At 53.6% G+C, this 22,795-nt stretch carries 21 protein-coding genes; 12 read left to right on the top strand and 9 right to left on the bottom strand.

The window, feature by feature from the left end; genetic code table 11:
* Positions 1-174: 174 nt before the first annotated feature.
* Genes hemA through ACJJI0_RS20595 form a run of 4 tightly spaced genes read left to right on the top strand, consistent with a single transcriptional unit; the run spans position 175 to position 4,345 of the window.
* Entirely contained in the window at positions 175-1,452 is a 1,278-nt protein-coding gene (gene hemA, locus ACJJI0_RS20580; RefSeq protein WP_444884013.1) for a glutamyl-tRNA reductase, read from the top strand.
* Entirely contained in the window at positions 1,449-2,531 is a 1,083-nt protein-coding gene (gene prfA / locus ACJJI0_RS20585; RefSeq protein WP_252083027.1) for a peptide chain release factor 1, read from the top strand. Before hemA ends, prfA begins: the two co-directional genes overlap by 4 nt.
* Before the next feature lie 38 nt (positions 2,532-2,569).
* Positions 2,570-3,400, top strand: a complete 831-nt coding sequence (gene prmC / locus ACJJI0_RS20590; RefSeq protein WP_444884014.1) for a peptide chain release factor N(5)-glutamine methyltransferase — start codon at positions 2,570-2,572, stop codon at positions 3,398-3,400.
* A 39-nt stretch (positions 3,401-3,439) separates the two neighbouring features.
* Positions 3,440-4,345, top strand: coding sequence for a cation diffusion facilitator family transporter (locus ACJJI0_RS20595; protein ID WP_252083025.1), 906 nt, complete (start codon positions 3,440-3,442; stop codon positions 4,343-4,345).
* Positions 4,346-4,349: 4 nt separating this feature from the next.
* Here ACJJI0_RS20595 and ACJJI0_RS20600 read toward each other — a convergent pair whose 3' ends face one another.
* The 3 genes from ACJJI0_RS20600 to ACJJI0_RS20610 all read right to left on the bottom strand — a co-directional run bounded on the left by ACJJI0_RS20600 (position 4,350) and on the right by ACJJI0_RS20610 (position 8,260).
* Positions 4,350-5,852 (bottom strand): succinylglutamate desuccinylase/aspartoacylase family protein, encoded by a 1,503-nt coding sequence (locus ACJJI0_RS20600; protein WP_444884015.1) that lies wholly within the window; start codon positions 5,850-5,852, stop codon positions 4,350-4,352.
* Between the two features lie 86 nt (positions 5,853-5,938).
* Positions 5,939-7,330: an MATE family efflux transporter gene (locus ACJJI0_RS20605; protein ID WP_444884016.1), complete on the bottom strand. Its 1,392-nt coding sequence runs from the start codon at positions 7,328-7,330 to the stop codon at positions 5,939-5,941.
* Between the two features lie 216 nt (positions 7,331-7,546).
* Positions 7,547-8,260 (bottom strand): alpha/beta hydrolase, encoded by a 714-nt coding sequence (locus tag ACJJI0_RS20610; RefSeq protein ID WP_444884017.1) that lies wholly within the window; start codon positions 8,258-8,260, stop codon positions 7,547-7,549.
* Between the two features lie 126 nt (positions 8,261-8,386).
* On the opposite strand from ACJJI0_RS20610, the gene ACJJI0_RS20615 reads away from it, so the two are divergent.
* From ACJJI0_RS20615 to ACJJI0_RS20625, 3 genes are all read left to right on the top strand, one after another.
* A complete protein-coding gene (locus tag ACJJI0_RS20615; protein WP_252083021.1) occupies positions 8,387-9,004 on the top strand; it encodes an HvfX family Cu-binding RiPP maturation protein in 618 nt (205 codons plus the stop codon).
* Between the two features lie 49 nt (positions 9,005-9,053).
* Positions 9,054-10,586, top strand: a complete 1,533-nt coding sequence (gene rhlB / locus ACJJI0_RS20620; protein WP_252083020.1) for an ATP-dependent RNA helicase RhlB — start codon at positions 9,054-9,056, stop codon at positions 10,584-10,586.
* Between the two features lie 265 nt (positions 10,587-10,851).
* Complete coding sequence (locus ACJJI0_RS20625) at positions 10,852-11,982, top strand: hypothetical protein (RefSeq protein WP_252083019.1); 1,131 nt, start codon at positions 10,852-10,854, stop codon at positions 11,980-11,982.
* Between the two features lie 37 nt (positions 11,983-12,019).
* Here the strand turns inward: ACJJI0_RS20625 and ACJJI0_RS20630 are convergent, their stop codons facing one another.
* From ACJJI0_RS20630 to gatC, 6 genes are all read right to left on the bottom strand, one after another.
* On the bottom strand, positions 12,020-13,111 hold the full coding sequence (locus tag ACJJI0_RS20630) for a glycosyltransferase family 4 protein (protein ID WP_252083018.1): 1,092 nt from the start codon (positions 13,109-13,111) through the stop codon (positions 12,020-12,022).
* A 160-nt stretch (positions 13,112-13,271) separates the two neighbouring features.
* Entirely contained in the window at positions 13,272-14,105 is an 834-nt protein-coding gene (gene cysZ / locus ACJJI0_RS20635) for a sulfate transporter CysZ (protein ID WP_252083017.1), read from the bottom strand.
* A gap of 32 nt (positions 14,106-14,137) precedes the next feature.
* Positions 14,138-14,437, bottom strand: coding sequence for a PA4642 family protein (locus tag ACJJI0_RS20640; protein ID WP_444884018.1), 300 nt, complete (start codon positions 14,435-14,437; stop codon positions 14,138-14,140).
* 64 nt (positions 14,438-14,501) lie between these two features.
* Positions 14,502-15,953 (bottom strand): Asp-tRNA(Asn)/Glu-tRNA(Gln) amidotransferase subunit GatB, encoded by a 1,452-nt coding sequence (gatB, locus tag ACJJI0_RS20645; RefSeq protein ID WP_444884019.1) that lies wholly within the window; start codon positions 15,951-15,953, stop codon positions 14,502-14,504.
* A gap of 11 nt (positions 15,954-15,964) precedes the next feature.
* The gene (gatA, locus tag ACJJI0_RS20650) at positions 15,965-17,410 is read right to left on the bottom strand and encodes an Asp-tRNA(Asn)/Glu-tRNA(Gln) amidotransferase subunit GatA (RefSeq protein ID WP_252083014.1); all 1,446 of its coding nucleotides are present in this window, start codon (positions 17,408-17,410) and stop codon (positions 15,965-15,967) included.
* Positions 17,411-17,481: 71 nt separating this feature from the next.
* On the bottom strand, positions 17,482-17,769 hold the full coding sequence (gatC, locus tag ACJJI0_RS20655) for an Asp-tRNA(Asn)/Glu-tRNA(Gln) amidotransferase subunit GatC (protein WP_444884020.1): 288 nt from the start codon (positions 17,767-17,769) through the stop codon (positions 17,482-17,484).
* Between the two features lie 355 nt (positions 17,770-18,124).
* Between gatC and ACJJI0_RS20660 the strand changes: the two genes are divergently transcribed.
* The 5 genes from ACJJI0_RS20660 (at position 18,125) to rng (ending at position 22,789) form a co-directional block, all read left to right on the top strand.
* Positions 18,125-19,159 carry a rod shape-determining protein gene (locus ACJJI0_RS20660; RefSeq protein WP_020412569.1) on the top strand — a complete coding sequence of 345 codons (1,035 nt, stop codon included), beginning with the start codon at positions 18,125-18,127 and terminating at the stop codon, positions 19,157-19,159.
* A gap of 129 nt (positions 19,160-19,288) precedes the next feature.
* The gene (gene mreC / locus ACJJI0_RS20665) at positions 19,289-20,131 is read left to right on the top strand and encodes a rod shape-determining protein MreC (RefSeq protein ID WP_444884021.1); all 843 of its coding nucleotides are present in this window, start codon (positions 19,289-19,291) and stop codon (positions 20,129-20,131) included.
* Entirely contained in the window at positions 20,118-20,597 is a 480-nt protein-coding gene (mreD, locus tag ACJJI0_RS20670) for a rod shape-determining protein MreD (protein WP_444884022.1), read from the top strand. The genes mreC and mreD overlap by 14 nt, the downstream gene beginning before the upstream one ends.
* Before the next feature lie 96 nt (positions 20,598-20,693).
* Positions 20,694-21,305 carry a Maf family protein gene (locus ACJJI0_RS20675; RefSeq protein WP_444884023.1) on the top strand — a complete coding sequence of 204 codons (612 nt, stop codon included), beginning with the start codon at positions 20,694-20,696 and terminating at the stop codon, positions 21,303-21,305.
* On the top strand, positions 21,302-22,789 hold the full coding sequence (gene rng / locus ACJJI0_RS20680) for a ribonuclease G (protein ID WP_444884024.1): 1,488 nt from the start codon (positions 21,302-21,304) through the stop codon (positions 22,787-22,789). The genes ACJJI0_RS20675 and rng overlap by 4 nt, the downstream gene beginning before the upstream one ends.
* Positions 22,790-22,795: the final 6 nt, after the last annotated feature.

Raw genomic sequence — 22,795 nt, forward strand, 5'->3', positions numbered from 1 at the left:
TTTATCGCCATATAATTCTAGCCGTGAATCCGCTTCTGGAGCGCGGGCCCTGGGCCGGTTATTCAAATCAGCGCATAATTAAACCGCCTCATCAGCTTGCAAGCAAAGCGGTGGCCCGTGAAAATGCGCCCCGAATGCGGATGACGCGCCTCTAGATTTAGCCGACGGAATTCTATGCCAATTGTTACCCTGGGGATCAACCACGACAGTGCGCCAATCGAGGTGCGCGAACGGGTCGCTTTTGCACCCGAGGTGATGTCCGGTGCCCTGGGGGATGCGCGCAAGGCGCTCGACTGCCGGGAACTCGCCATTCTTTCCACCTGTAATCGCACCGAAATCTACGGCAATGTGGAGGCGGAGCCGCTGCTGCAGTGGCTGGCCGAGTACCATCAGGTACCGCTGGAGCAGCTGCGAGGTTGCAGCTATATCCACAGTGGTGAGGCGGCGGTGCGCCATATGATGCGCGTCGCCTGTGGGCTCGATTCACTGGTCCTTGGGGAGCCGCAAATTCTTGGCCAGATCAAGTCCGCCTATGCGGTGGCGCGGGAGTCTGGCAGTGTCGGCAGCGAGTTGCACCGGGTTTTCCAACGGGTATTTACCGTGGCGAAAAAGGTGCGCACAGAGACGGCGATTGGTGAAAACCCCGTCTCTGTTGCCTATGCGGCAGTATCCTTGGCTTCGCGTATTTTTACCGACTTGAAGCAACAGACTGCGCTGCTGATCGGTGCCGGTGAGACGGTGGAACTGGTGGCGCGCCACCTGTTAGATCAGGGCATTAAGCAGCTGATCGTGGCTAATCGGACTCTGAGTCGCGCGCAGTCTTTGGCGGAAAATTTCGGTGCTGAAGCGATACTGTTGGCAGATATTCCCGAGCACTTGTCCCGCGCCGATATCGTGATCAGCTCCACCGCCAGTCAGCTGCCGATTTTAGGGAAGGGGGCGGTGGAATCCGCGCTGCGCAAGCGCCGTCACAGCCCCATGTTTATGGTGGATATCGCGGTGCCACGGGATATTGAAACCGAGGTCGGCGAACTGGACGATGTCTACCTGTACAGTGTTGACGATCTGCGCGGCGTGATCGATGAGGGGATGCGCTCCCGCGAACGCGCCGCTGAGGCCGCCGGGGAAATTGTAGATAGCGCTGCGGCGGAATTTACCAAAGAGGGGCGTGCTCTCGGAGCGGTGGACACGATTCGCAGCTACCGCCAGCGCGCACAGCAGATAAGTGGCACCGAACTTGAGCGGGTACTGCTGCAGCTCGATAAGGGCGATGACCCCAGGCGTTTGCTGGAGCAGCTGGCCCGTTCACTGACCAACAAATTGATCCATGCTCCCACGATCAGCCTGAAAAAAGCGACTGCGGATGGCGATCTGGAGCGGCTGCGTATCGCCCGCGAAGTGGTGGGGCTCGATGATCTCGCCGATACCGAATTAGAGAAAAAACAGAAATGAAAGAATCCCTATTGAACAAGCTGGAGAATCTGCAGGAGCGCCACGAAGAAGTTTCCGCGCTGCTTGGTGACGCCAGCATAATTTCCGATCAGGATCAGTTCCGTGAGCTATCGCGGGAGTACTCCGAGCTGGAAGAAGTGGTCAAGTGTTACGGCCGTTACAAACAGCTGAAAGAGGATATGGCTGCGGCGCGGGAAATGCTTGGCGAGAGCGACCCCGAGATGCGTGAAATGGCCCAGGAGGAGCTGCGTGAGGCAGAGGTCCAGGTGGAGCCCATGGAGCGCGAGCTGCAAACCCTGCTGCTGCCCCGGGACCCCAATGACCGCAAGAATGTCTTCCTGGAAATTCGCGCTGGCACCGGCGGTGACGAAGCGGCGATCTTTTCCGGCGATCTTTTCCGTATGTACTCGCGTTATGCCGAAAAACAGGGCTGGCGTATTGAAATTGTCAGTGAGAATGCTGGCGAGCACGGCGGTTACAAAGAGATTATCACCCGTGTGGCCGGTGAAGATGTTTACGCCAGGCTGAAGTTTGAATCCGGTGCACACCGTGTGCAACGAGTGCCGGAAACTGAATCCCAGGGGCGTATTCACACTTCCGCCTGTACCGTGGCGGTAATGCCGGAGCCAGACGAGCGCGATGCGATCGAGATCAATAAGGCCGATCTGCGTGTGGATACCTACCGCGCTTCGGGAGCTGGTGGTCAGCACGTCAATAAAACCGACTCCGCTGTGCGCCTGACGCACCTACCCACCGGCATCGTGGTGGAGTGTCAGGACGAGCGTTCCCAGCATAAAAACAAGGCCAAGGCGATGGCACTATTACAGGCCAAGCTTTCCAGCGAGCAGGAGGCGGCTGCTGCACAGGAGATCTCTGATGCCCGTCGTAGCCTGGTGGGTAGCGGCGATCGTTCCGAGCGCATTCGCACCTACAACTACCCCCAGGGGCGTGTAACCGATCACCGTATCGGTCTGACCTTGTACAAGCTCGATGAAGTGATGCAGGGTGCCCTGGAAGAGGTGATTGAGCCGCTGCGTACCGAACACCAGGCGGATCAGCTGGCGGCGATGGGACAGTAGTTGCCGTGTTGTATGGCGATATTGGGTAGCGTTTTCCTATGAGCAGTGTGAAGGATAATCTCGCCCGTAGTATTGAACTTATCGACAGTGAGTCAGCGCGACTCGACGTAGAGGTCCTGTTGGCACATATTCTCGGTCGTGAGCGCAGCTGGCTGTATACCTGGCCGGAGTACGAGCTGAGCACGAGTGAGCAGAGTGAGTTCGATGGACTGCTGACGCGTCGTAAAGATGGTGAACCTGTGGCTCACCTGACCGGTGAGCGGGAGTTTTGGTCTCTCATCTTGAGGGTCGATACCTCTACATTAATTCCCCGCCCGGATACCGAACTGCTGGTGGAAGCCGCGCTGGAACTCTGCCCTCAAGAGAAATTGCGCGCACTCGACCTGGGTACTGGTAGCGGGGCAATTGCCCTGGCATTGGCCTCGGAAAAACCGGGATGGAAGATTATTGCGGCGGAGAAGTCTCCCGCTGCCCTGGCGTTAGCGGAGGATAACCGCAGGCGCCTCGGTTTCACCAATGTGCAGATCCTGGAAAGTGATTGGTTTGCCCAGTTGCCGCCCCAGCAATTTGGCCTGATCGTCAGTAATCCCCCCTATATCGATGCAGCGGATCCTCATCTGGCCCAGGGCGATGTGCGTTTCGAGCCACACTCTGCGCTAGTGGCTGAGCGCCATGGGCTGGCGGATATTGAAGAAATCGCCAATTGCGCGGGAAGTTTTCTGCAAGACGGCGGCTGGCTGATGGTAGAGCACGGTTGGCAGCAGGCAGAATCCGTACGGGAAATTTTTATTGCTGCCGGTTACAGAGCGGTGGAGAGTCGCAAAGACTATTCCGGCTGGGAGCGCATAACCCTGGGGCGAAAAAACTAGCCGGGCGGGTATTACTAGGATTTAAAAGGGAGGGAGCTCATGCACGATCACGTTCACCATCGCAATGGAAATGGCGCCCTCCGCCCGCTAATTATTGCTCTGATTCTGACGCTTAGTTTTTCAATTGTTGAGGCCATCGGTGGATGGCTGTCGGGCTCCCTGGCGCTACTCGGGGATGCCGCCCACATGCTCACGGATACTTTTGCCCTGGCACTGGGTGCTATTGCTGCGGTGCTGGCAAAAAAGCCCGCAGACCGTGAATTGTCGTTTGGCTGGGGGCGTGCGGAAGTATTGGCAGCAGTGACGAATGGCCTGATTATGTTGCTGATTGTTGTGGGAATCTCCTTTATGGCGATCAACCGCCTGCGCAACCCCCAACCGGTGCACGGCAGTACGGTGATGTTGATAGCTGCGGCGGGCCTGTTGATCAATATTCTGGCGGCTTGGGTGCTACTGCGTGGCGAGCGCACGCTCAATATTCGCGGCGCATTGCTTCATGTGATGGGGGATATGCTCGGCTCAGTAGCCGCCCTGGCTTCGGGTGCGGTGATTTACTTTACTGGCTGGGTGCCGATTGATCCGCTGTTATCGCTGTTGATCTGTTTTCTGATTTTGATTTCTTGTGTGCGTCTGCTGCGTGATGCGGTGGATGTGCTAATGGAGCGTGTTCCTCGGGAATTGAGCCTGCCAGTTGTGGGGGAAGCCCTGGCCGCGGAGGTAGGTGTGCGCTCAGTACACGATCTGCATATCTGGCGTCTGGATTCCAGCACCATCTCTCTGTCGGCACACATTGTGGTGGATGATTTAAGTGCTTGGCCCGCGGTGTTGGAGCGCTTGAGGAGGACCCTGACCAAGCGCTTTGATATCGAGCATATCACTTTACAACCGGAGCCCCTGGAGCAGCCCAGCCCAAGGGTTATCGATAAAGTGAGTGGCCCGCAGTAGCGGGCTAGTCCTCGTCCCCTTGGAGGTCCGCGGCGCTATTGTCGGATACTCTTGTTTTTTGGGCATCTGGAGATTGGGGTTTTTGTGCAGCCGTCTCTTCTGGGATGACCTCTTCGGGCGGGCTGATTTGTTCCTGCGGAGCCTGGATACCGATGTGGTAGGCGGCGAAGCCAGGTTGCACCACCTGATCCAGCGCCATGCCGAGAATACGGCCGTTGTGCTGCGAGCGAATTTCTGTGCGCACATTGGTGATGGGATTGGTCACTGTGCCCAGTAGATCTCCCTTGCGCACAAACTCTCCCAACTGAACCTCACTAAAAATAATGCCGCCAGTGGAGGCCCGCTGCCAGGTGGAGTTGTAGTATACGGGCTCGGGATCACCCCATAGGCGGAACTTGCTCACCATACCCAGTTGGTTAAGCAGGGTGCGAACCCCTTTCACACTGTGGCTAACGGAGCGCTCGTCCAGCACCATCGGCGCGCCGGCTTCCAGGGTTACGGTGGGGATACCCGCATCCACCGCGGCGCGACGCAGGGTACCTTTGGCCCCGGCGCTGTGGAGTACCACAGTGGAGCCAAAACCCTTGGTCATTTTCACGATTCTGGGGTTGGTGAGGTCGCCGCGTAACTGCGGCAGGTTGGTGCGGTAAAAAGAGCCTGTGTGCAGGTCTACCACTGCATTGCAGTGGCTGATGACTTCGTGGAAAAAGGAGTTGGCAATCCGTGAGGCAGAGGAGCCATTAGGGTCTCCGGGGAAGTGCCTGTTCAGGTCGCGGCGGTCGGTGAGGTAGCGTGAGCTGCGGTGGAAGCCCTGCAGATTAACGATAGGCACGCCGATTACCGCGCCACTTAACTGTTCAGCATCGAGGTCGTACATGACCCTGCGCACCGTTTCTACGCCGTTTAATTCATCTCCATGGACCGCTGCGGTCAGGCAAAGTACCGGTCCCGGTTTGGCACCGTTGACAACCAGGACGGCGGTGGGGCTGTAGACACCCTCAAAGTGTTGACTGGGAGACCAGGCCAGGCGGGTGGAGGTTGCCGGGGTTACCTCGGCACCGAGCAAGCGCAGGGGTTTGGCCTTTACCACTTCTATAGAAATATTGCCGGTAGGGGATGATTCTGGCTGAGTGGATGTATCTACTGTAGGCCTGGTTTGCGGCTCTTTATTTGAAGGCGGTGCTTCCAGTTCATTGATGGGCTGGTCTAACTGCAGATTTTCCGCCTGGGGCAGTGATTTCTGAGGGGGGGCTTCCCCATTGGCCTGCGTATCAATAATTGGTTCCGCGGCGCCAGTGGGTGGGCCCAGCTCGGTAATCACCGGCTGGTCCAATTGCAAGTTTTCCGCCTTTGAGATGACGCCTTCCTGCTCTTTTTCCTGTGCCTTCACGTTGGGTTTTTCTTGCTCGCCGATGGTGGCACTCACTGCCCAGGCCTGGGCTGAGGCCAAAATCAGGGCAAGGCTCAACAGGCGCCGGGGCCTGCTGGGGAAAAGGCGCGGGATCATTGGGTAACTCCGATTAACTGCTTGTGCGGGCGGTGCCGGTTATTATTGTTGCCTGGCACGCTTGGAGACTTGGAGCGCCAGTATAGTCAAAGCGTTCCCTGGGAATGTGAACCAACCTGTATTCCCCAGGTTTTGGCAATGGCTTTGCGGCTGGTTCGGCGCAGTCGAAGCGCCAATAGGATCGAGGCGGTGCCCAGGCCGATACAGACACCAGTCCAATAGCCATAAACGCCCCAGAAGTTTTCGCCCAGCCAATAGGCGCTGGAGAGCCCTACCAGCCAGTAAGAGAACAGCTGTATATACATGGGAACGCGGGTGTCTTTATAACCTCGCAGTGCTCCCCAGGCCATGGCTTGAGCGGCGTCTACCAATTGGTAGGCGGCACAGAGCAGTAGTAGGTTGGTTGCCACTGCGATAATTTCCGCATTGTTGGTATAAGCCTGCACAAACAGGTGGCGAAAGGTGATCAGTAGTACACCTGTTCCGAGGGCATACACGACGCCACTACCAATCCCCACCATGCCGGCAAACAGTGCCCGCTTGGGGCGCTTCTGGCCGAGTAAGTGAGCCGTACGGATGCTCAGGGCCTGGGCTAGAGCCAGGGCTACCAGGTAAAAAATCGAGCCGATACTCATGCCGATTTGATGCGCTGCCACTATGGCTGCGCCATAGGGAGCGAGCAGAATCGTCAAGCTGGCAAAAAATGTGACCTCACTGGCAGCGCCGACACATACTGGCAGCCCTACAGCCAAAAGATGTTTCAAAATGGGCCAGTTGGGCCTGGGCGGTATCAGTTTTAGCTTGAGTTGGTGGTATACCGGATCTGTGGCGGCATGCCAAAACAGGGCGATAGCAATCAGGGTGCTTACCGCTGCGGTTGCCCAGCCACAGCCGGCACCGCCCATAGCTGGTATAGGGCCGGCGCCAAATACAAAGAGAATGTCCAGGGGGATATTGAGCAGGGCGGCGGCCAGATAAATACGCATGACTGGGCGCACCTGTCCCATACCCTCACAATAGCCGCGCAGTGCGGTTCCGAGGGCAAAGGGTAGGGTGCCTACCGTGAGTGCCAGGATATAACCCTGTAAAACCTGTCGAACAGGCTCCTCGGTTTTGATCCACTGGCTCCACACAGGCACGGCGAGCAGGGCGAGTAGCACTAATATGCCGCCGATCAAGCCAATCCAGAGAGCTTGGTGTAACTGGGCAGCACAACCTTCCTCATCGCGACTTCCGCGCAAGTGGGCAACAACCGGGGATACTGCAGCGAGCAGGCCGATCAGGGTAACTGCGCATACAGCCCAAATACTTGAGCCCAGCGCCAAGCCGGCCAGGTCTACCTCCCCAGCGTTACCGGCGACAATGGTATCCACAACGCCCATGCTCACCACTGCCAAGTTACTGACTACTAAGGGCCCCCCCAGAGTGGTGAGGTGGGAGAGTTCGGTGGAGATGGCGCGTCGGTAAATCTTGAGCAAGGGAAAAACCAAGTTTATTAAGGCAGAGCCTGTCGATGATTTTGGTATATCAGCCAAGTTCAGCCGGGGCTGGGCAGAAAATGTTATTGAGGCAGTCGGTTGTGCCAAATGATCTTTAAAGCAGAGCGGGGGAGCTGGATGGGAGCTGACAGCAAGAATTTCCCGTCGCCATAAAGGCGGAATATTCTACGGCTAAATCATGTTTTCTCCCAGCGGCTACAGAGGAATTTCCTGCAATAATCTGGCGACTTTGTGCGGTGTGAGAAAGATACAACCGTGGCTGACGGCAACTTCTCGGTAGTGCCAGCCGAGAATCTTTTGCGCGCGCTCACCGCTTACATTGGCTGGGGGGTAGTAGGGCTTGGTGCAGCGAATAAAAGTACAGCTCGGTCCTTGCTCGGGTGGGAGTCTCATTTGGATGGGATCCAAATAAGTTTTCACGGGGTGAGGGGTCATACGCCGGCGCAGCCAATTTTGAACATCCTGCTTCTTAATCCCCATTTGCGCCGGATCTATCGGTAAAAAACAGCGGGTGCCGTGAATTTCTTTTGCCTCTGCCAGGCGTTGTGTGAGGATATCTTGCGGTAGTTGTTCGGCAAAAGCGTGATCGGGATTGGGAATGGCACCATCCAGGTAAACGAGATGGCGAATGCGCTCGGGAAGTGCGTCAGCGGTGCCGGCGGCCGCCATGCCCCCAAAGCTGTGCCCCACTAAAATCACCCGGTTTAATTCCTCAAATTCGATTACGTTCACCAGGTCTTGGATAAAGGTATCCATACCTATTGTGGGTGAAAGTAAATGATGTCTCTCTCCCAGGCCTGTCTGGGTGGGGGTGAATACCCGGTGTCCGTTGGCAGTCAGCAGCCTGGCTACGGGGCCCCAGCACCATCCCCCGAGAAATAGGCCATGAACCAGTACGTAGGTATTCACTATGCATTTACTCCATTCCGCGATTCGGAAGAACAAGCTTAGTTGGAGGCAGTGTAAGAGATGCCTGGGCCGCTCGACTAAAGTGAACACATATACTGAAAAGAGAGTGAAAAGGATGGTTCTGTTATGAATACCCTGGGTCGTTGGTATGGCTGCTTTGTGCATTGGGTGCAGAAAATCGACTGGCTCGGGCCTCTGGCACTACGGATTTATTTGGCGCCGATTTTTATTTTGGCGGGCCTCAATAAAATGGGGGATATCAATAGTGTGGCCGCTTGGTTTGGTAACCCCGACTGGGGTCTTGGCCTGCCGGCACCACTGTTTATGGCTTGGGCAGCGGCATTGACGGAGTTTTTTGGTGGTATTGCCATCCTACTGGGGTTTGCCACTAGGTTGGTGGCGATCCCCTTAATGTTTGTGATGGCGGTGGCGGCGTTTACCGCACACTGGGAGAATGGGTGGTCAGCCCTGCCTGATAAAACTCTGGTTGCTCCTTGGGAGTGGCGCGAGGACCTGATTGATGAAGCCATCACTCGCAAAGAGAAGGCTATAGAACTCCTAAAAGAGCACGGCAACTATGAGTGGTTATCCGAGAAGGGTAGTTTTACTGTTCTGAAGAACGGCATAGAGTTTTCTGCGACCTACTTCATTATGTTGTTGGCACTGTTATGTAGTGGGGCGGGGCGCTTCTTTAGTATTGATTATTGGCTGTGCCGCCACTGTAGTGGGCGAGAATCCACCTAGAGTGGTGGTATACTCGCCGATTATTTGAACATTTGAGCGAGTATTTCACTTGATAGGAAAGTTGTTCCGCCGTTCCTCCTCCTCTGAGGAGAAGACTCCCCGCCAGGGAGACGAGCACTCCCAGCAGCGTAAAAGTGGCCAGAATCCCTCTAAAAAGCCTCGTGGGGGCCAAAAAGCCGAGGGGAAGTCTGGCCAGAGCGAGGGAGGTTCGCGCCGGAGCGGCGGCAAAAGTTCCCAGAGGGGACGTCAGCGTTCTCGCTCTCCTAAGGCGGAGGCCTCGGCAACGCCCTGGTCCTTGGGTGATTTCAAGGTTCCAGAGCAAGAGGGCAAGGTCCGCTTCCATGACTTGGGCCTGCCGCCGGAGCTAATGCGCGGTATTCACGACCTGGGTTTCCAGTACTGCTCGCCAATCCAGGGCCATTCTCTACCTCACACCCTGAATGGCCACGACCTGGTGGGCAAGGCCCAGACAGGCACTGGCAAGACCGCAGCTTTCCTAATTACGGTCATTGATGATCTGTTGCGTCATCCCTTTGATGGTGAGCGCTACGCCGGTGAAGCCCGCGCCCTGATCATCGCTCCCACTCGCGAGTTGGTAATGCAGATCGCCGATGATGCCAAGGCGTTGTGCAAATACACCGACTTGGAAATCCATACCCTGGTGGGGGGGATGGATTACGATAAGCAACAGCGCAATCTGAATGAGCGATTAGTGGATATTCTAGTGGCGACACCGGGGCGCCTGTTGGATTTTGTCGGCAACCGCGATTGCTTCCTGGATCAAGTGGAAGTGCTGGTGATCGACGAGGCCGACCGCATGCTGGATATGGGCTTTATTCCCCAGGTTCGTAGGATTGTACGCCAGACACCTCGCAAGACTCATCGCCAAACCATGTTTTTCTCTGCCACCTTCACCCCCGAAGTCGATGACTTAGTGGAGCAATGGACCGAAGAGCCGGTAGTGGTAGAAATTGAACCTGAACGGGTTGCTACCGATTCCGTCGAGCAGCATGTCTATCTGGCCGCTAGTGAGGAGAAGTACGCACTCCTCTACAATATTTTGCAGCGAGATGAGGTGGACAGCCTGATTGTCTTTGCCAACCGCCGCGACCAGTGTCGCCGCTTGCATGAACACCTGCTCGCCCACGGCATTTCCGCCGGTCTACTCTCCGGCGAAGTGGCACAGAACAAGCGTGTACGCACTCTCGACGACTTCAAGTCGGGTAAAACCAAGGTGTTGGTAGCCACGGATGTCGCCGGGCGCGGTATCCATATCGATGGCATTAGTCATGTGGTGAACTTCACGCTTCCTGAAGAGCCTGAGGATTACGTTCATCGCATCGGCCGCACCGGTCGTGCTGGCAAGACTGGAACATCGATCAGCTTTGCCTGTGAAGATGATGCTATGCGTCTGGAGCCGATCGAGCAGTTACTGGGACAGAAGCTCAAATGTGAAGTCCCACCCGAAGAGCTACTACAGGAGCCCCCGAGAGTCGAAGTGCGTCGCAGTGGTGGTGATAGGGACCATCGTGGAGGGCACGGTAACCGTCGCGGTGGTGGCCGGGGGCGTTCTCGCCATTGACTCCATTTAAGCTAATAGGCCGCTAAAGGCCTATTGGCGTTTCTAGTAATTGGAAACATACCTTATCTACTCAATAAGTAATGAGTGCATCAGTTTTTGCCTTTTTCCCTCTTCTGACCTCCCTTTTCTATCCTTGAACTACACTGGTATAGATTTTTCCTGTTGTTGGGATTTTCACTCCGTGGGCTGCCTCATTTGTTCAGATGTTTGACGCAGCCTTGCATTCGGATGTTTTTTTACCTATGTAAAATCAAAAAGTATTCGAATGCGAACTCTCTTCCTTCATATCGGTTTTCATAAAACTGGCTCTAGTGCACTGCAGCTTGCTCTAAAACAATCCACCAAACTATTAAGTTCAAAAGGTATAGAGTTTCTTTCCTTGGGGAAAAAGGGGAGTTCCTCTCGTACTGTCGATTTCCAGAAAAAAAATGGTCGAATGTCCTATCGTCTGAACCGGCGGCTTAGTGACTTACTGGCATCAAGTCGCGGTGATAATGTCGTTGTGTCTGCGGAGCACCTTTGTTTTCTGCATACGTTTGAAGATATTGACAGTCTCTACAAGGAGTGTCGAAGATTTTTTGACCGCTGCCAAGTCGTTGTTTATTTGCGACGGCAGGATTTACAGGCATTCTCATTTAAAAGGCAGGCTGCACGGGCGGCAGCACCTGATGTCAGCCCCTCCAGCTTGTTATTTGGGCATTGCGAAGGTGCTTTCCCACATCTCAATACTGACTTAATGGTGTATTTTGACTATTTTTCAAAGTTAAAAATATGGGCTGCAGTTTTTGGGGGAACTGCCCTGAATGTGCGGGATTTCTCTGCTGAGTTCTTGCGTGAAGGCGATGTGGTTAGTGATTTTTGCTCATTGCTTGGAGTGAATTTTTGCATCCCATCTGTTCGTGTGAATGAGGGAGTCGGTCGAAAGGAATTTCTGTTAACTAATAAGCTAATAGAGCTTGGCGTTTCTAAGTCGGAGATTAAAAAAATCAAGCCGATGATGAGGTTGGAAGTTTCAGAGCCTTTCCCTGCAAAAGTTGAGGCAGAGCGCTTCTTTAGACGATTTGAGTGCTGTAATAAATCGCTTAATAGTCATTTCCTCAAACATTCTTCGGGTTTGGCATTTAGTGATGATTTTTCTGGATATCCCGAAGAGGGAAATGACTATTTAACCCTGCAGGATTTATCCTCTTGGTTACCGCAGATTCTATCTGCCGGTGTGAGGCATCCCCAACAGTTGCGCGATGCTCTGTTAAGAGAGTCTCTGCAAAGCCTGATGGGAGAGTACCTCGAAAACCCATTGTTATTACGTGAGCTTGAAGGAATTATGAGATGCTTGTCCCCCGTAATTAAGGATAAGCCAGTTGATGTGCCCCGGTTGTGGTCTCTTCGCAGCTGATTTCTACTAAAAGTGCTTTCTTATACCAGCTGGTTTTCTATTTGCGAGTCAACTGTTTATAGTGAGTGAGTACTTGGTTGGCAACTTTCTCCCAGCTGAATTTCTCTTGTACCACGGCAAGCGCGGCATTCCCCATGCGATTATTCAAATTTCGGTCATTCATTAGTTGCTTAATGGCTCCTTGTAGATCTTCCACAGAGCCAGGCCTTGTCAAAATGCCTGTAATGCCATCGTTGACAATATAAGGCGTGCCGCCAACATTTGAGGCTATCAGGGGGAGTCCCGAGGCCATTGCCTCCAGGCCGGCGATACTCATTCCCTCCATAAAAGAAGGCAGCGAAGAGGCGTTTGCGGCGCGGTAAATGTTTGACATCTCCTTGTTGCTGACATTACCGAGAAAGTGTGCGTGTCCTGAGCTTATTTTATCTTTTAGTAACTCTTTAATTTCTGCTGACTCTTTACCCTCGCCAGCAACAACCAGATATAGTTGGGGGTCATCAATCGCTGCAACTGCCGCAGCCAAAAAACGCACACCTTTTACCCGTTCGAGTCGGCAGCCGATAGCAATAACATAAGCACTTTCTGGAATCGATAATTGTTCTCTGAGGGAGGATTCTCCCGGATGAAATACAGAAGTATCTACACCATTACAGGTAAAGCTTATCGGTTTTTGGTAACCCGTTTCTCTAGTGTTGGCAATAAGGGTTTCACTGACAGCAAGTATGCTAGAAGTAATATCCAATTGTTTGCGCATCTTCTTGAGCGCTTTCTTCCCTTTTTGTGCTCTTTTGACAAATGAGGAGGTGTGATTGGTGAAAATAACGGGAACATCTAGCCCCTTGCAGGCATTTAAAGGACGCATGCCGTGCACATGCACAATGTCAACTTTACGTTCACGTACTTGTTGGTGAATTTTTCTGCGTAATAGCCAGTCGTAGAGTAGGTGACTGTCTGGCAACTTCAGGCGCTCAACAGTTACATCGTCAAAGCAGTCAGTTTCGGGAGTGTTCTCATAAGGCTTTCTGGTCAGTACGTGTACTGAGTGATTAAGCTTGGCAAGCGCTCTAGAGAGTTCGAGCACATGAGTCTGAACCCCACCGATGGAGGGTGGGAATTCATTGGTAATCATTAGGATATTCATTAACGCTTGTACTAATAATTAGGTGGGTGAGTAACTGCCTAGCCAGTGTGATGCATTTTTAGTGAGAAGCAGACTCATTCTGCCACTCACTGGAGTCAAAGAAGCATTCATCTAGAGATCAAGAGACAGACAATTACCTTGTTTCTATCTAGGCTGGGTATTGGTGAGAGTTTGTGCCAGGATCTCCCTCCCTGCGCAGTCGCTCTACCCAGAGTGCGGTACCCCCTGCCACTGCCGCAGGCATTACGAAGATATTCAAAATGGGCACCATCTTGGCCAGCATTACGCTTCCACCAAAGGCGAGGCTGGTTAGTTTGCGCCTGCGTAGTACGCTCTTTAGTTCGTCAAAAGGACGCTGGTGGTTATCGAGAGGGTAGTCAACGTATTGTATTGCCATACACCAGGCACCCCAAACTGCAGCTAATACGGCAGGGATAATTATGGTCCAGCTGGTTACTGTGGATATCAGAAAAATGATCACTCCCCAGAAAATAAAATAACCTAACTTGCGCAGTTCCCGTCCCAGTGTACGCCATACCATCTGTATCATTGGTTCAGCAGGAGGTGCTTTACCGGTGAGAAGTTCTTCAACTTTCTCGGCCAGAAGGCCATTAAAAGGAGCCGCAATAATATTGGTGATTATCCCAAACAAATAGCCATAGGCGAGGAAAAATAAAAACAACACCAGAATTGCAATGATCCAGGCGAGCCAACGAAAAACGCTGGCGGTCCAGGCGGCACCTTTGGCCATCACGGCTTCCCACCAGGACATATTGGTAGTGTCCACTGGGGTGTGTGACAGCAGACTGCTGATAAACTCACTGAGACCACCGAGCTGGGTAATCATGATGCCGCTGATCACGATAAATAACACTAGGTTGATCAGCAGGGGGACCAGGATAAAGGGGCGTAGTTCACGCTTGGTTAATAGGCGGGCGCCGCGCATTAGCGCGTCAATACCATGGACTGGATTTGAAGTCATAAAGTTACCTCTCGCAGGTGCGCGGCGGCCAATCAGTGTTTAGCACCGGCGGCTTTTAGTATTTCTATGTACTCGTTGCTCTGGCGGTGTTCACTAATGCGGGTTAATAAGGTTTTTCCATCCGGATCCATACTGTTGAGGTCATGACCTTCGGCGAGAAATAGTTGTACAAAAGTGGCAAAACTCTCCGCTTTCATACTGCGGTAGGCGCGTTCAAGTAAATGGAAATCCCGGTTGGTATTTTTTGGTGCTTCCCCCACCAGAAAACCGGCAATTCGCTCCTCGTCAAATACTTCACCGAGGACTTTTTGTTTGTCTTTTTTTAGGCTCAAAATCTTTTCCTTAGTTAAGTGAAAGAAGCCAGGTAGATTGAACCTGGCCGCAGGTTAAAAAGGTTTAAAGGAGAGCGTCGAGCTTATCCTTGAGGATCTTGTTGATCATCTGTGGATTCGCCTGACCCTTCGAGGCTTTCATGATTTGGCCGACAAAATAGCCCATCATCTTGGGCCGCTTGGATTCGTCGGCTTTGCAGTAGTTATCTACTTGTGCGCTGCTGGCAGCAATAACTGTCTCTACCATCTCTTCAATGGCACCGGTATCAGATACCTGCTTGAGACCACGCTTTTCGATAACTTCATCCGCACTACCCTCTCCCTGTGCAATAGCTTCAAAAACCTGTTTGGCAATCTTGCTAGAGATGGTGTTGTCTTTGATACGCATGATTAAGCCCGCGAGTTGCTGGGCGCTAACCGGGGAATCCTGTATAGAGATTTCCTGACGGTTCAGCAGTGCGGCTAACTCACCGGTAATCCAGTTAGCGGTGAGTTTTGGTTCCCCGCAGGATTTGCATACTGTTTCAAAGTAGTCGGCGCTGGCGCGCTCCTGAGTGAGTTGGTCAGCGTCGTAGGCAGATAAGCCGTACTCTGACTGGAAGCGCTCGGCTTTGGCATCGGGCAGCTCAGGAAGTAGTTCATGCAGTTGCTCGACATAGTTATCGGTGAGTACTACGGGTAGTAGGTCTGGGCAGGGGAAATAGCGATAGTCATTGGCAACTTCTTTACTGCGCATGGAGCGGGTTTCATTTTTATCCGCGTCGTACAGTCGGGTTTCCTGCACTATGCTGCCACCATCTTCGAGAATATCGATCTGACGCTCGGCTTCAACTTTGATAGCTCGCTCAACAAAGCGGAAGGAGTTGATGTTTTTAAGCTCGGTGCGAGTGCCCAGCTTTTCCTCTCCCTTTAATCGCACAGAGACGTTGGCATCACAGCGGAGAGAGCCTTGAGACATATCTCCATCGGAGATGCCCAGATAGGTGACGATACTGTGGATTTTTTTCAGGTAGGCAACCGCTTCGGCAGCGCTGCGCATATCGGGCTCTGAGACAATTTCTATCAGAGGTGTGCCCGCGCGGTTTAAATCGATTCCAGACATGCCGTGGAAGTCTTCATGCAAGGATTTGCCCGCATCTTCTTCTAGGTGGGCGTGGTGCAAGCGTACTTTTTTACTACTGCCATCCTCTAGATGAATTTCAACTTCGCCAGCCCCAACGATAGGTTGCTCCAACTGGGTTGTCTGGTAGCCTTTGGGGAGATCTGGGTAAAAATAGTTTTTACGCTCAAAAACAGAGCGTTTACTAATATCCGCATTCATCGCTAGGCCAAACATAACCGCGTAACGAAAGGCTTCCTCATTAGGGACAGGCAGGGTACCGGGCATGGCCAAGTCAACGGCGCAGGCCTGGCTATTCGGTGCCGCACCGAAACGGGTACTAGCGCCAGAAAAAAGTTTGGATTGGGTGGATAACTGCACGTGAATTTCCAGCCCGATAACGATTTCCCATTCCACGATAGATCTCCTTATACGGCGCTGGCTTGGTGCCAGTCGGTAACCTGTTGGTATTGATGCGCAACATTGAGCATGCGGGATTCGTCCAGATAGTTACCGGTAATCTGAAGCCCTACAGGCAAATTATTTACCAATCCACAGGGGATAGACATGCCTGGTAGGCCCGCCAAATTGGTCGCGATGGTATAGATATCTTCCAGGTACATGGCTACCGGATCAGCCCCCTTGGCTCCCAGCTCAAACGCTGGGGAGGGTGTGGTGGGCCCCATAATTACGTCGACTTTTTCAAAGGCCTGTACAAAATCCTGCTTGATCAGTCGGCGCACCTGCTGGGCCTTATTGTAATAAGCATCGTAATAGCCAGCGGATAGCGCGTAGGAGCCAACCAGAATGCGGCGCTGGACTTCTTCGCCAAAGCCCTCACCGCGGGAGCGCATATATAAATCTCGCAAATCTTTGGGGTTTTCACAGCGATGGCCATAGCGCACCCCATCGAAGCGGGATAGGTTGGCGGAGGCCTCGGCTGGGGCTATGACGTAGTAAGCGGGAATAGCCAACTCAGTATGTGGCAGACTGATATCCACCAGCTCGGCCCCGAGTTTTTCAAACTCCTTAAGGGCATCTTGTACGCGGGCGGCTGTTTCAGCATTCAAGCCTTCCCCAAAGTATTCTTTAGGGACTCCGATTTTGAGGCCGGCGATAGAGTCGCTCAGTCCCGCGGTGAAGTCTTCATGCGGACGGTTCAGGCTGGTGGAATCTTTTGGGTCGTGGCTGACCATAGCAGACAACAGATAAGCGGCATCCTCAGCATTGCGTGCAATAGGGCCTGCCTGATCCAAGCTGGAAGCATAGGCGACAATACCCCAGCGGGATACACGGCCGTATGTAGGTTTAAGGCCGGTGGTATTGGTCAATGCGGCGGGTTGTCGAATGGAGCCGCCGGTATCTGTGGCCGTGGCTCCAGGTACTAGCAGCGCCGCTACTGCTGCAGCGGAACCTCCGGATGAGCCGCCCGGTACACAACGGGTATTCCAGGGGTTTTTTACTGGGCCGTAATAGCTGCTTTCGTTGGAGGAGCCCATGGCGAACTCATCCATATTGGTTTTGCCCAGAGTTACGGTGCCGGCGCCGTTGAGGTTTTCCACTATGGTGGCATCGTAAGGCGGAATAAAATTGTCCAACATCTTTGAAGCACAACTGGTGCGTATGCCATTGGTGCAGATGATGTCTTTATGAGCAACTGGCACTCCGCACAGGGTGGGTGCTTCGCCTTTGGCAATACGTTGATCGGCGGCTTCGGCCTGCGATAGGGCGAGTTCTTCGGTTACGGTAATAAAGCTGTTATAGCTGCTGTCTAGTTGTTGGATTCGTGCAAGTAGATGGCGAGTTAACTCCATACTGGAGAATGCCTTGCTCTGCAGGCCGCGGATCATCTCGGCGATAGTAAGCTGGTGCATGTTATTCCCTTAAAGGCTTTGGGCGGGCTCAGGGCGAAATCGAATAATTGGGTGCTTGCCTGGGGGCCTGTTCAGTCGATGACTTTGGGGACTAGATAAAGCCCTTCTTCAGATTGGGGGGCCAAGTTCAGGAAACTCTGGTGCTGGTCAGTCTCTGTTACCTTGTCGGCTCGCAGGGTCTGCACTTCATCAAGTGGGTGCGCCATGGGTGCGACCCCATCGGTGTTGACGGCCTGTAACTGGTCCACCAGTTGAAGAATATCGCCGAGGCGGCCGCTGACTTCCTCAATGGTTTCTTCGGATATGGCGATGCGAGCGAGTTCCGCCAGCTTCTCTACGGTTTGCGTATCCACAGCCATGGCAATAGAGCTCCTCCGGCTTCAGTTGCGAATCTGGGTTGCTCCGTATAAGGACGGGGCAGGGCCGGCAAATTTAGCACAATAGGCCGCTATTCTCACCGGCTCAGCTGTAGGGGGAAGTCTGCAATCGATTAGCCGGGCTTCAGCCTTGCCCTGAACCGGTGCCGTTGTTAGAGTTTGCCCAATCCTGCCGGGCGCTCAGAGACTCCGGCGTATTGCGTAAATTCCGATTCGAAATGCGGCTCGGAACTCAGAATTATTTGCGCGGACTAACTAGGATTTGTATCCATAAAATAAGCCGCGCCCGCAGTGCCCGATCTGGGGGCTGACAATTAGTACAAGGTAATCGAATTCCATGTTTAAACGTTTGCGGGGCATGTTCTCCAGTGACCTCTCCATTGATCTGGGAACCGCCAATACGCTGATTTACGTTCGCGATCGCGGCGTAGTACTCGACGAGCCCTCTGTCGTCGCAATCCGTCACTACAATGGCCAGAAAATCGTTGAGGCAGTTGGAGTGGAAGCCAAACGTATGCTCGGCCGCACCCCCGGTAATATCACAGCGATTCGCCCACTGAAGGACGGGGTGATTGCCGATTTCCAAGTGACTGAAAAAATGTTGCAGCACTTTATCAAGAAAGTGCATGAAAACAGCTGGATGCGCCCAAGTCCCCGTGTGCTGGTATGCGTACCCTGTCAGTCCACCGAGGTGGAGCGCCGTGCGATTCGCGAATCTGCCCTGGGTGCAGGCGCCCGCGAAGTATCCCTGATCGAAGAGCCGATGGCGGCGGCGATCGGTGCCGGCCTGAATGTGGAAGAGGCTAGCGGTTCTATGGTGGTGGATATCGGTGGGGGTACAACTGAGATTGCCATTATCTCCCTCAATGGCGTGGTCTACTCCGACTCTGTGCGCATTGGTGGCGACCGTTTTGATGAAGCCATCGTCAACTATGTACGCCGCAACTACGGTAGTGTAATCGGTGATGCCACTGCTGAGCGTATTAAAGAAGAAATTGGCTGTGCCTACGCGGGTAGTGAAGTTCGTGAGATCGATGTACGCGGCCGCAACTTGGCGGAAGGGGTGCCCCGTAGTTTTACCCTGAATTCCGATGAAATTCTTGAGGCCTTACAAGAGCCGCTAACTGGTATTGTACAAGCGGTGAAAAGTGCCCTTGAGCAATCTCCCCCCGAGCTGGCTTCGGATATCGCTGAGCGCGGCATGGTATTAACCGGCGGTGGAGCCTTGCTGCGGGACCTGGATCGCCTGCTGATGGAAGAGTCAGGTCTGCCAGTGATCGTTGCTGATGACCCCCTTACCTGTGTTGCCCGAGGTGGCGGCAAGGCCCTGGATATGTTGGATCGCAGCCGTTTGTACCTGATGTCCAACTGAGTGGATTGAAGCTGGCGGGTTTTCCTAACAGTTAGTGAGGTAGCCCTGCCGGCGGTTAGTTTCACGTTTCAGTGACATTCGATATATTGTGAGATCAATAATCATTGACCTGTACAAAGGTGGCTGCCCTTGAAACCGCTTTTTACCCGCGGCCCCTCCCCTGAGTTCCGCCTTCTACTATTGGTGCCGCTAGCAATCGCCTTGATCGTTGCAGATCACTACACCAATTGGTTCCAGTCTACTCGCGAGCGTCTTTCTGGTGTTACAGCGCCTCTTTACTGGATCACTGGTGCTCCAGAGCGTGTTGGCGATTGGGCTGGAGAGCAGTTTCGCTCCCGCGAGGAGCTGCTTGAAGAAAATGACCGTCTCAAGCGTCAAGTGTTGCTGTTGGAGCAGCGCAGCCAATTATTGGCTGCTGTCAAAGCGGAAAATACACGCTTGAAGGAGCTGATGAATTCGGCAGAAATGGTTGATGACCGGGTGCTGGTGGCCCAGGTCATCGGTGTCTCACCGGATCCTCTTGAACATGTGCTGTTGATCGATAAAGGGCGCGATCATGGTATTGATGTGGGTACACCGGTTATGGATGCGAGTGGTTTGCTCGGGCAGGTGATTGAGGCTGGGGATGCGTTCAGCCGGATTCTCCTGATCACTGATTCCAGCCACGCAATTCCTGTCCAAGTGTTACGCAACAGTATGCGTGCCGTCGTTGAGGGCACCGGTGACCTCTATCGCCTCAAGCTCAGGCATCTTGCGAATACCAGCGATATCCGCGAGGGTGATCTGCTACTCAGTTCCGGTCTCGGTGGACGTTTTCCCGCAGGCTACCCGGTGGGCGAGGTTATGTCGATCTCCCGAGACCCGGGTCAACCATTTGCCGAGGCGGAAGTGCTCCCGCGCGGGCGTATGAGTCGCAGCCGCTTTGTTCTGGCGGTAATCGGGAGTGGGGGGCAGGGCCTTGCAAGCGAATAATCGCTGGTTTATCACGCTCACGCTCTTTCTCTCGATGTTACTTGTGGTTATGCCCTTGCCACAGCAGTGGCTGTGGTTCCGACCCGCGTTTCCGGCCCTATTGGTTATTTTCTGGGTTACTCGTATGCCTCAGGCCTTGGGCGTTGGTTTTGCCTGGCTGGTGGGTATCCTGGAAGATCTGATCAGCGGAGCCAGTCTCGGTACCCATGCATTGGCTCTGGCAGTTTTGGCCTATTTCAGCCTGTTAACCTACCAGCGTACCAGGGCCTTTAATCCAGCTCAGCAGCTTCTATGGGTGTTCGTTTTGGTGGGTATCCACCAGGTTGTGGGTAACTGGGTACATGGTTTGGAGGGAAAAACCGTTCCCGGCCTGACTTTCTTATGGCCGGCACTCACCACGGCCCTGCTATGGCCTTGGGTTGCTCCGCTATTGCATCGCCTCTGCAGTCGGCTGCAGGTTCATTGAGCGTCTTGTCAGTCTGTAAATCAATGTAAAATTCTGATCATTTTTCGATCAGTATCGCTATAATCAGCCGCTGGCCCACAGGGAATATGTAGTACAGTGACAAATATCACCTCTTCGAATCGTCTTCTTCTTGCTTCGGGGTCGCCACGTCGAGCCGAATTGCTGGAGCAAATAGGCGTTGTGTTTTCCCAATGCCCGCCCTCGGTGCCTGAGCAGAAAGAAGCTTCAGAGACTCCCCAAGAATATATTCAGCGCTTGGCGCAGGAAAAATCTGTGGCCGGGTTATTGGCGACACCAGAACAGGCCGGGCTCTGGGCCCTGGGGGCCGATACAGTCGTACTTTGTGGTGAGCGTCTCCTGGAGAAACCGCGGGATTTTACTGACTTCGAGTCAATGATGTCGGCCCTATCGGGCAGAGAGCATTCTGTGCTGACTGCGATTTGTCTTCGCAGTCAGCACAGGCAATTCAGCTGTCTGGTGGAAACCCGGGTGCGCTTTCGCCAATTATCAGTCCAGAGTATTCAAGACTACTGGCACACCGGTGAGCCCGCCGATAAAGCTGGAGGATACGGTATTCAGGGAATGGGAGCCGCGTTAGTGGAGTCTATCAGCGGCAGTTATAGCAATGTGGTTGGCCTGCCCTTGGAGGCGTTAGTTCCGATGCTGGAACAGGCCGGGATTTCTTACTGGCAGGAGGCCAAGTCTTGAGTGAAGAATTGCTGATCAATGTTGCCCCAACAGAGACCCGAGTGGCACTGGTAGAAAATGGTGTGCTACAGGAAGTCTACCTGGAGCGCAGTGCACGTCGGGGCATTGTTGGCAATATCTATAAGGGCAAGGTGATTCGGGTATTGCCGGGGATGCAGGCGGCTTTTGTGGATATTGGCCTGGAGCGCGCCGGGTTTATCCATGCCTCTGATATCGCCCCCCTGGATGATGATGGAATGGAGTCCAGGGATGCTGAAGTTGCAGATATTCGCGCTCTTGTGCGGGAGGGGCAGCCCCTGGTCGTTCAGGTAGTAAAAGATCCTATTAGCAGTAAAGGCGCGAGACTGACCACCCACTTGTCAGTATCTGCCCGCTATCTCGTCTATATGCCGCAAACTCGTCATATCGGGATCTCCAATCGCATCGAGGATGAGGGCGAGCGTGAGCGCTTGCGTCAGCTGGTGGAGGCCGCCTCGTCACGTCTCGCCGAAGATGGCCTTTCCGCTGATGGAGGCTTTATTTTACGCACCGTGGCTGAGGGTGTTAGCGAGGAGGAGTTGTTACGGGATATCCCCTTTCTTTACAAACTTTGGGGGGAGTTGGAGCAGCGCATCAAGGAGCGGGCAGTGCCCTCCGTAATTTACGAGGATTTGCCGCTATTTATGCGTGCCCTACGTGATCTTGCGCGCCCTTATACCGAGAAGATTCGTATAGACTCCCGCGAGGCGCACGGTCGCGCGGCAGAATTTGCAGGCAAGTATGCACCAGAAATAGCTGGACGACTCGAGCACTACCCCGGTGAGCGCCCCCTGTTTGATCTGTATGGGGTTGAGGAGGAAATCCGCCGCGCCCTACAGCATAAGGTGACGCTAAAGTCCGGGGGGTATCTGATTGTCGAGCAAACCGAGGCGATGAGTACAATTGACGTCAATACCGGCGCATTTGTAGGTCACCGCAACCTGGAAGAGACTATCTTCAAGACGAATTTGGAGGCGGCAACGGCAATCGCCCGCCAGCTGCGCCTGCGCAACCTCGGGGGAATCATCATTATCGATTTTATCGATATGAAAGATCCTGAGCACCAACGTCAGGTATTGCGCACCCTGGAGAAGGCCCTTGAACGGGATCACGCTAAGTCGAGTATTACCGGGGTTTCCGAACTCGGTTTGGTAGAGATGACCCGCAAACGTACGCGGGAATCTCTAGGGCAAATCCTGTGCGAGCCCTGCCCTGTGTGTGAGGGGCGCGGCACCTTAAAGAGTGCGGAAACAGTTTGCTTTGAGATCTTCCGGGAAATTATCCGTGAGGCGCGCGCCTACGATAGTGAAAAAATCATGGTTTTGGCCAGTCAGGTGGTAATCGATCTGCTGCTGGATGAAGAGTCGGCGAATGTCGCCGATCTGGAGGAATTTATTCGCAGGCCCATACAGTTCCAAGTAGAGCCCATTTACAACCAGGAGCAGTACGACATTGTTCTTGTGTAAATCATT

The organism is Microbulbifer mixtoriginis (SeqCode) (assembly GCF_052466695.1).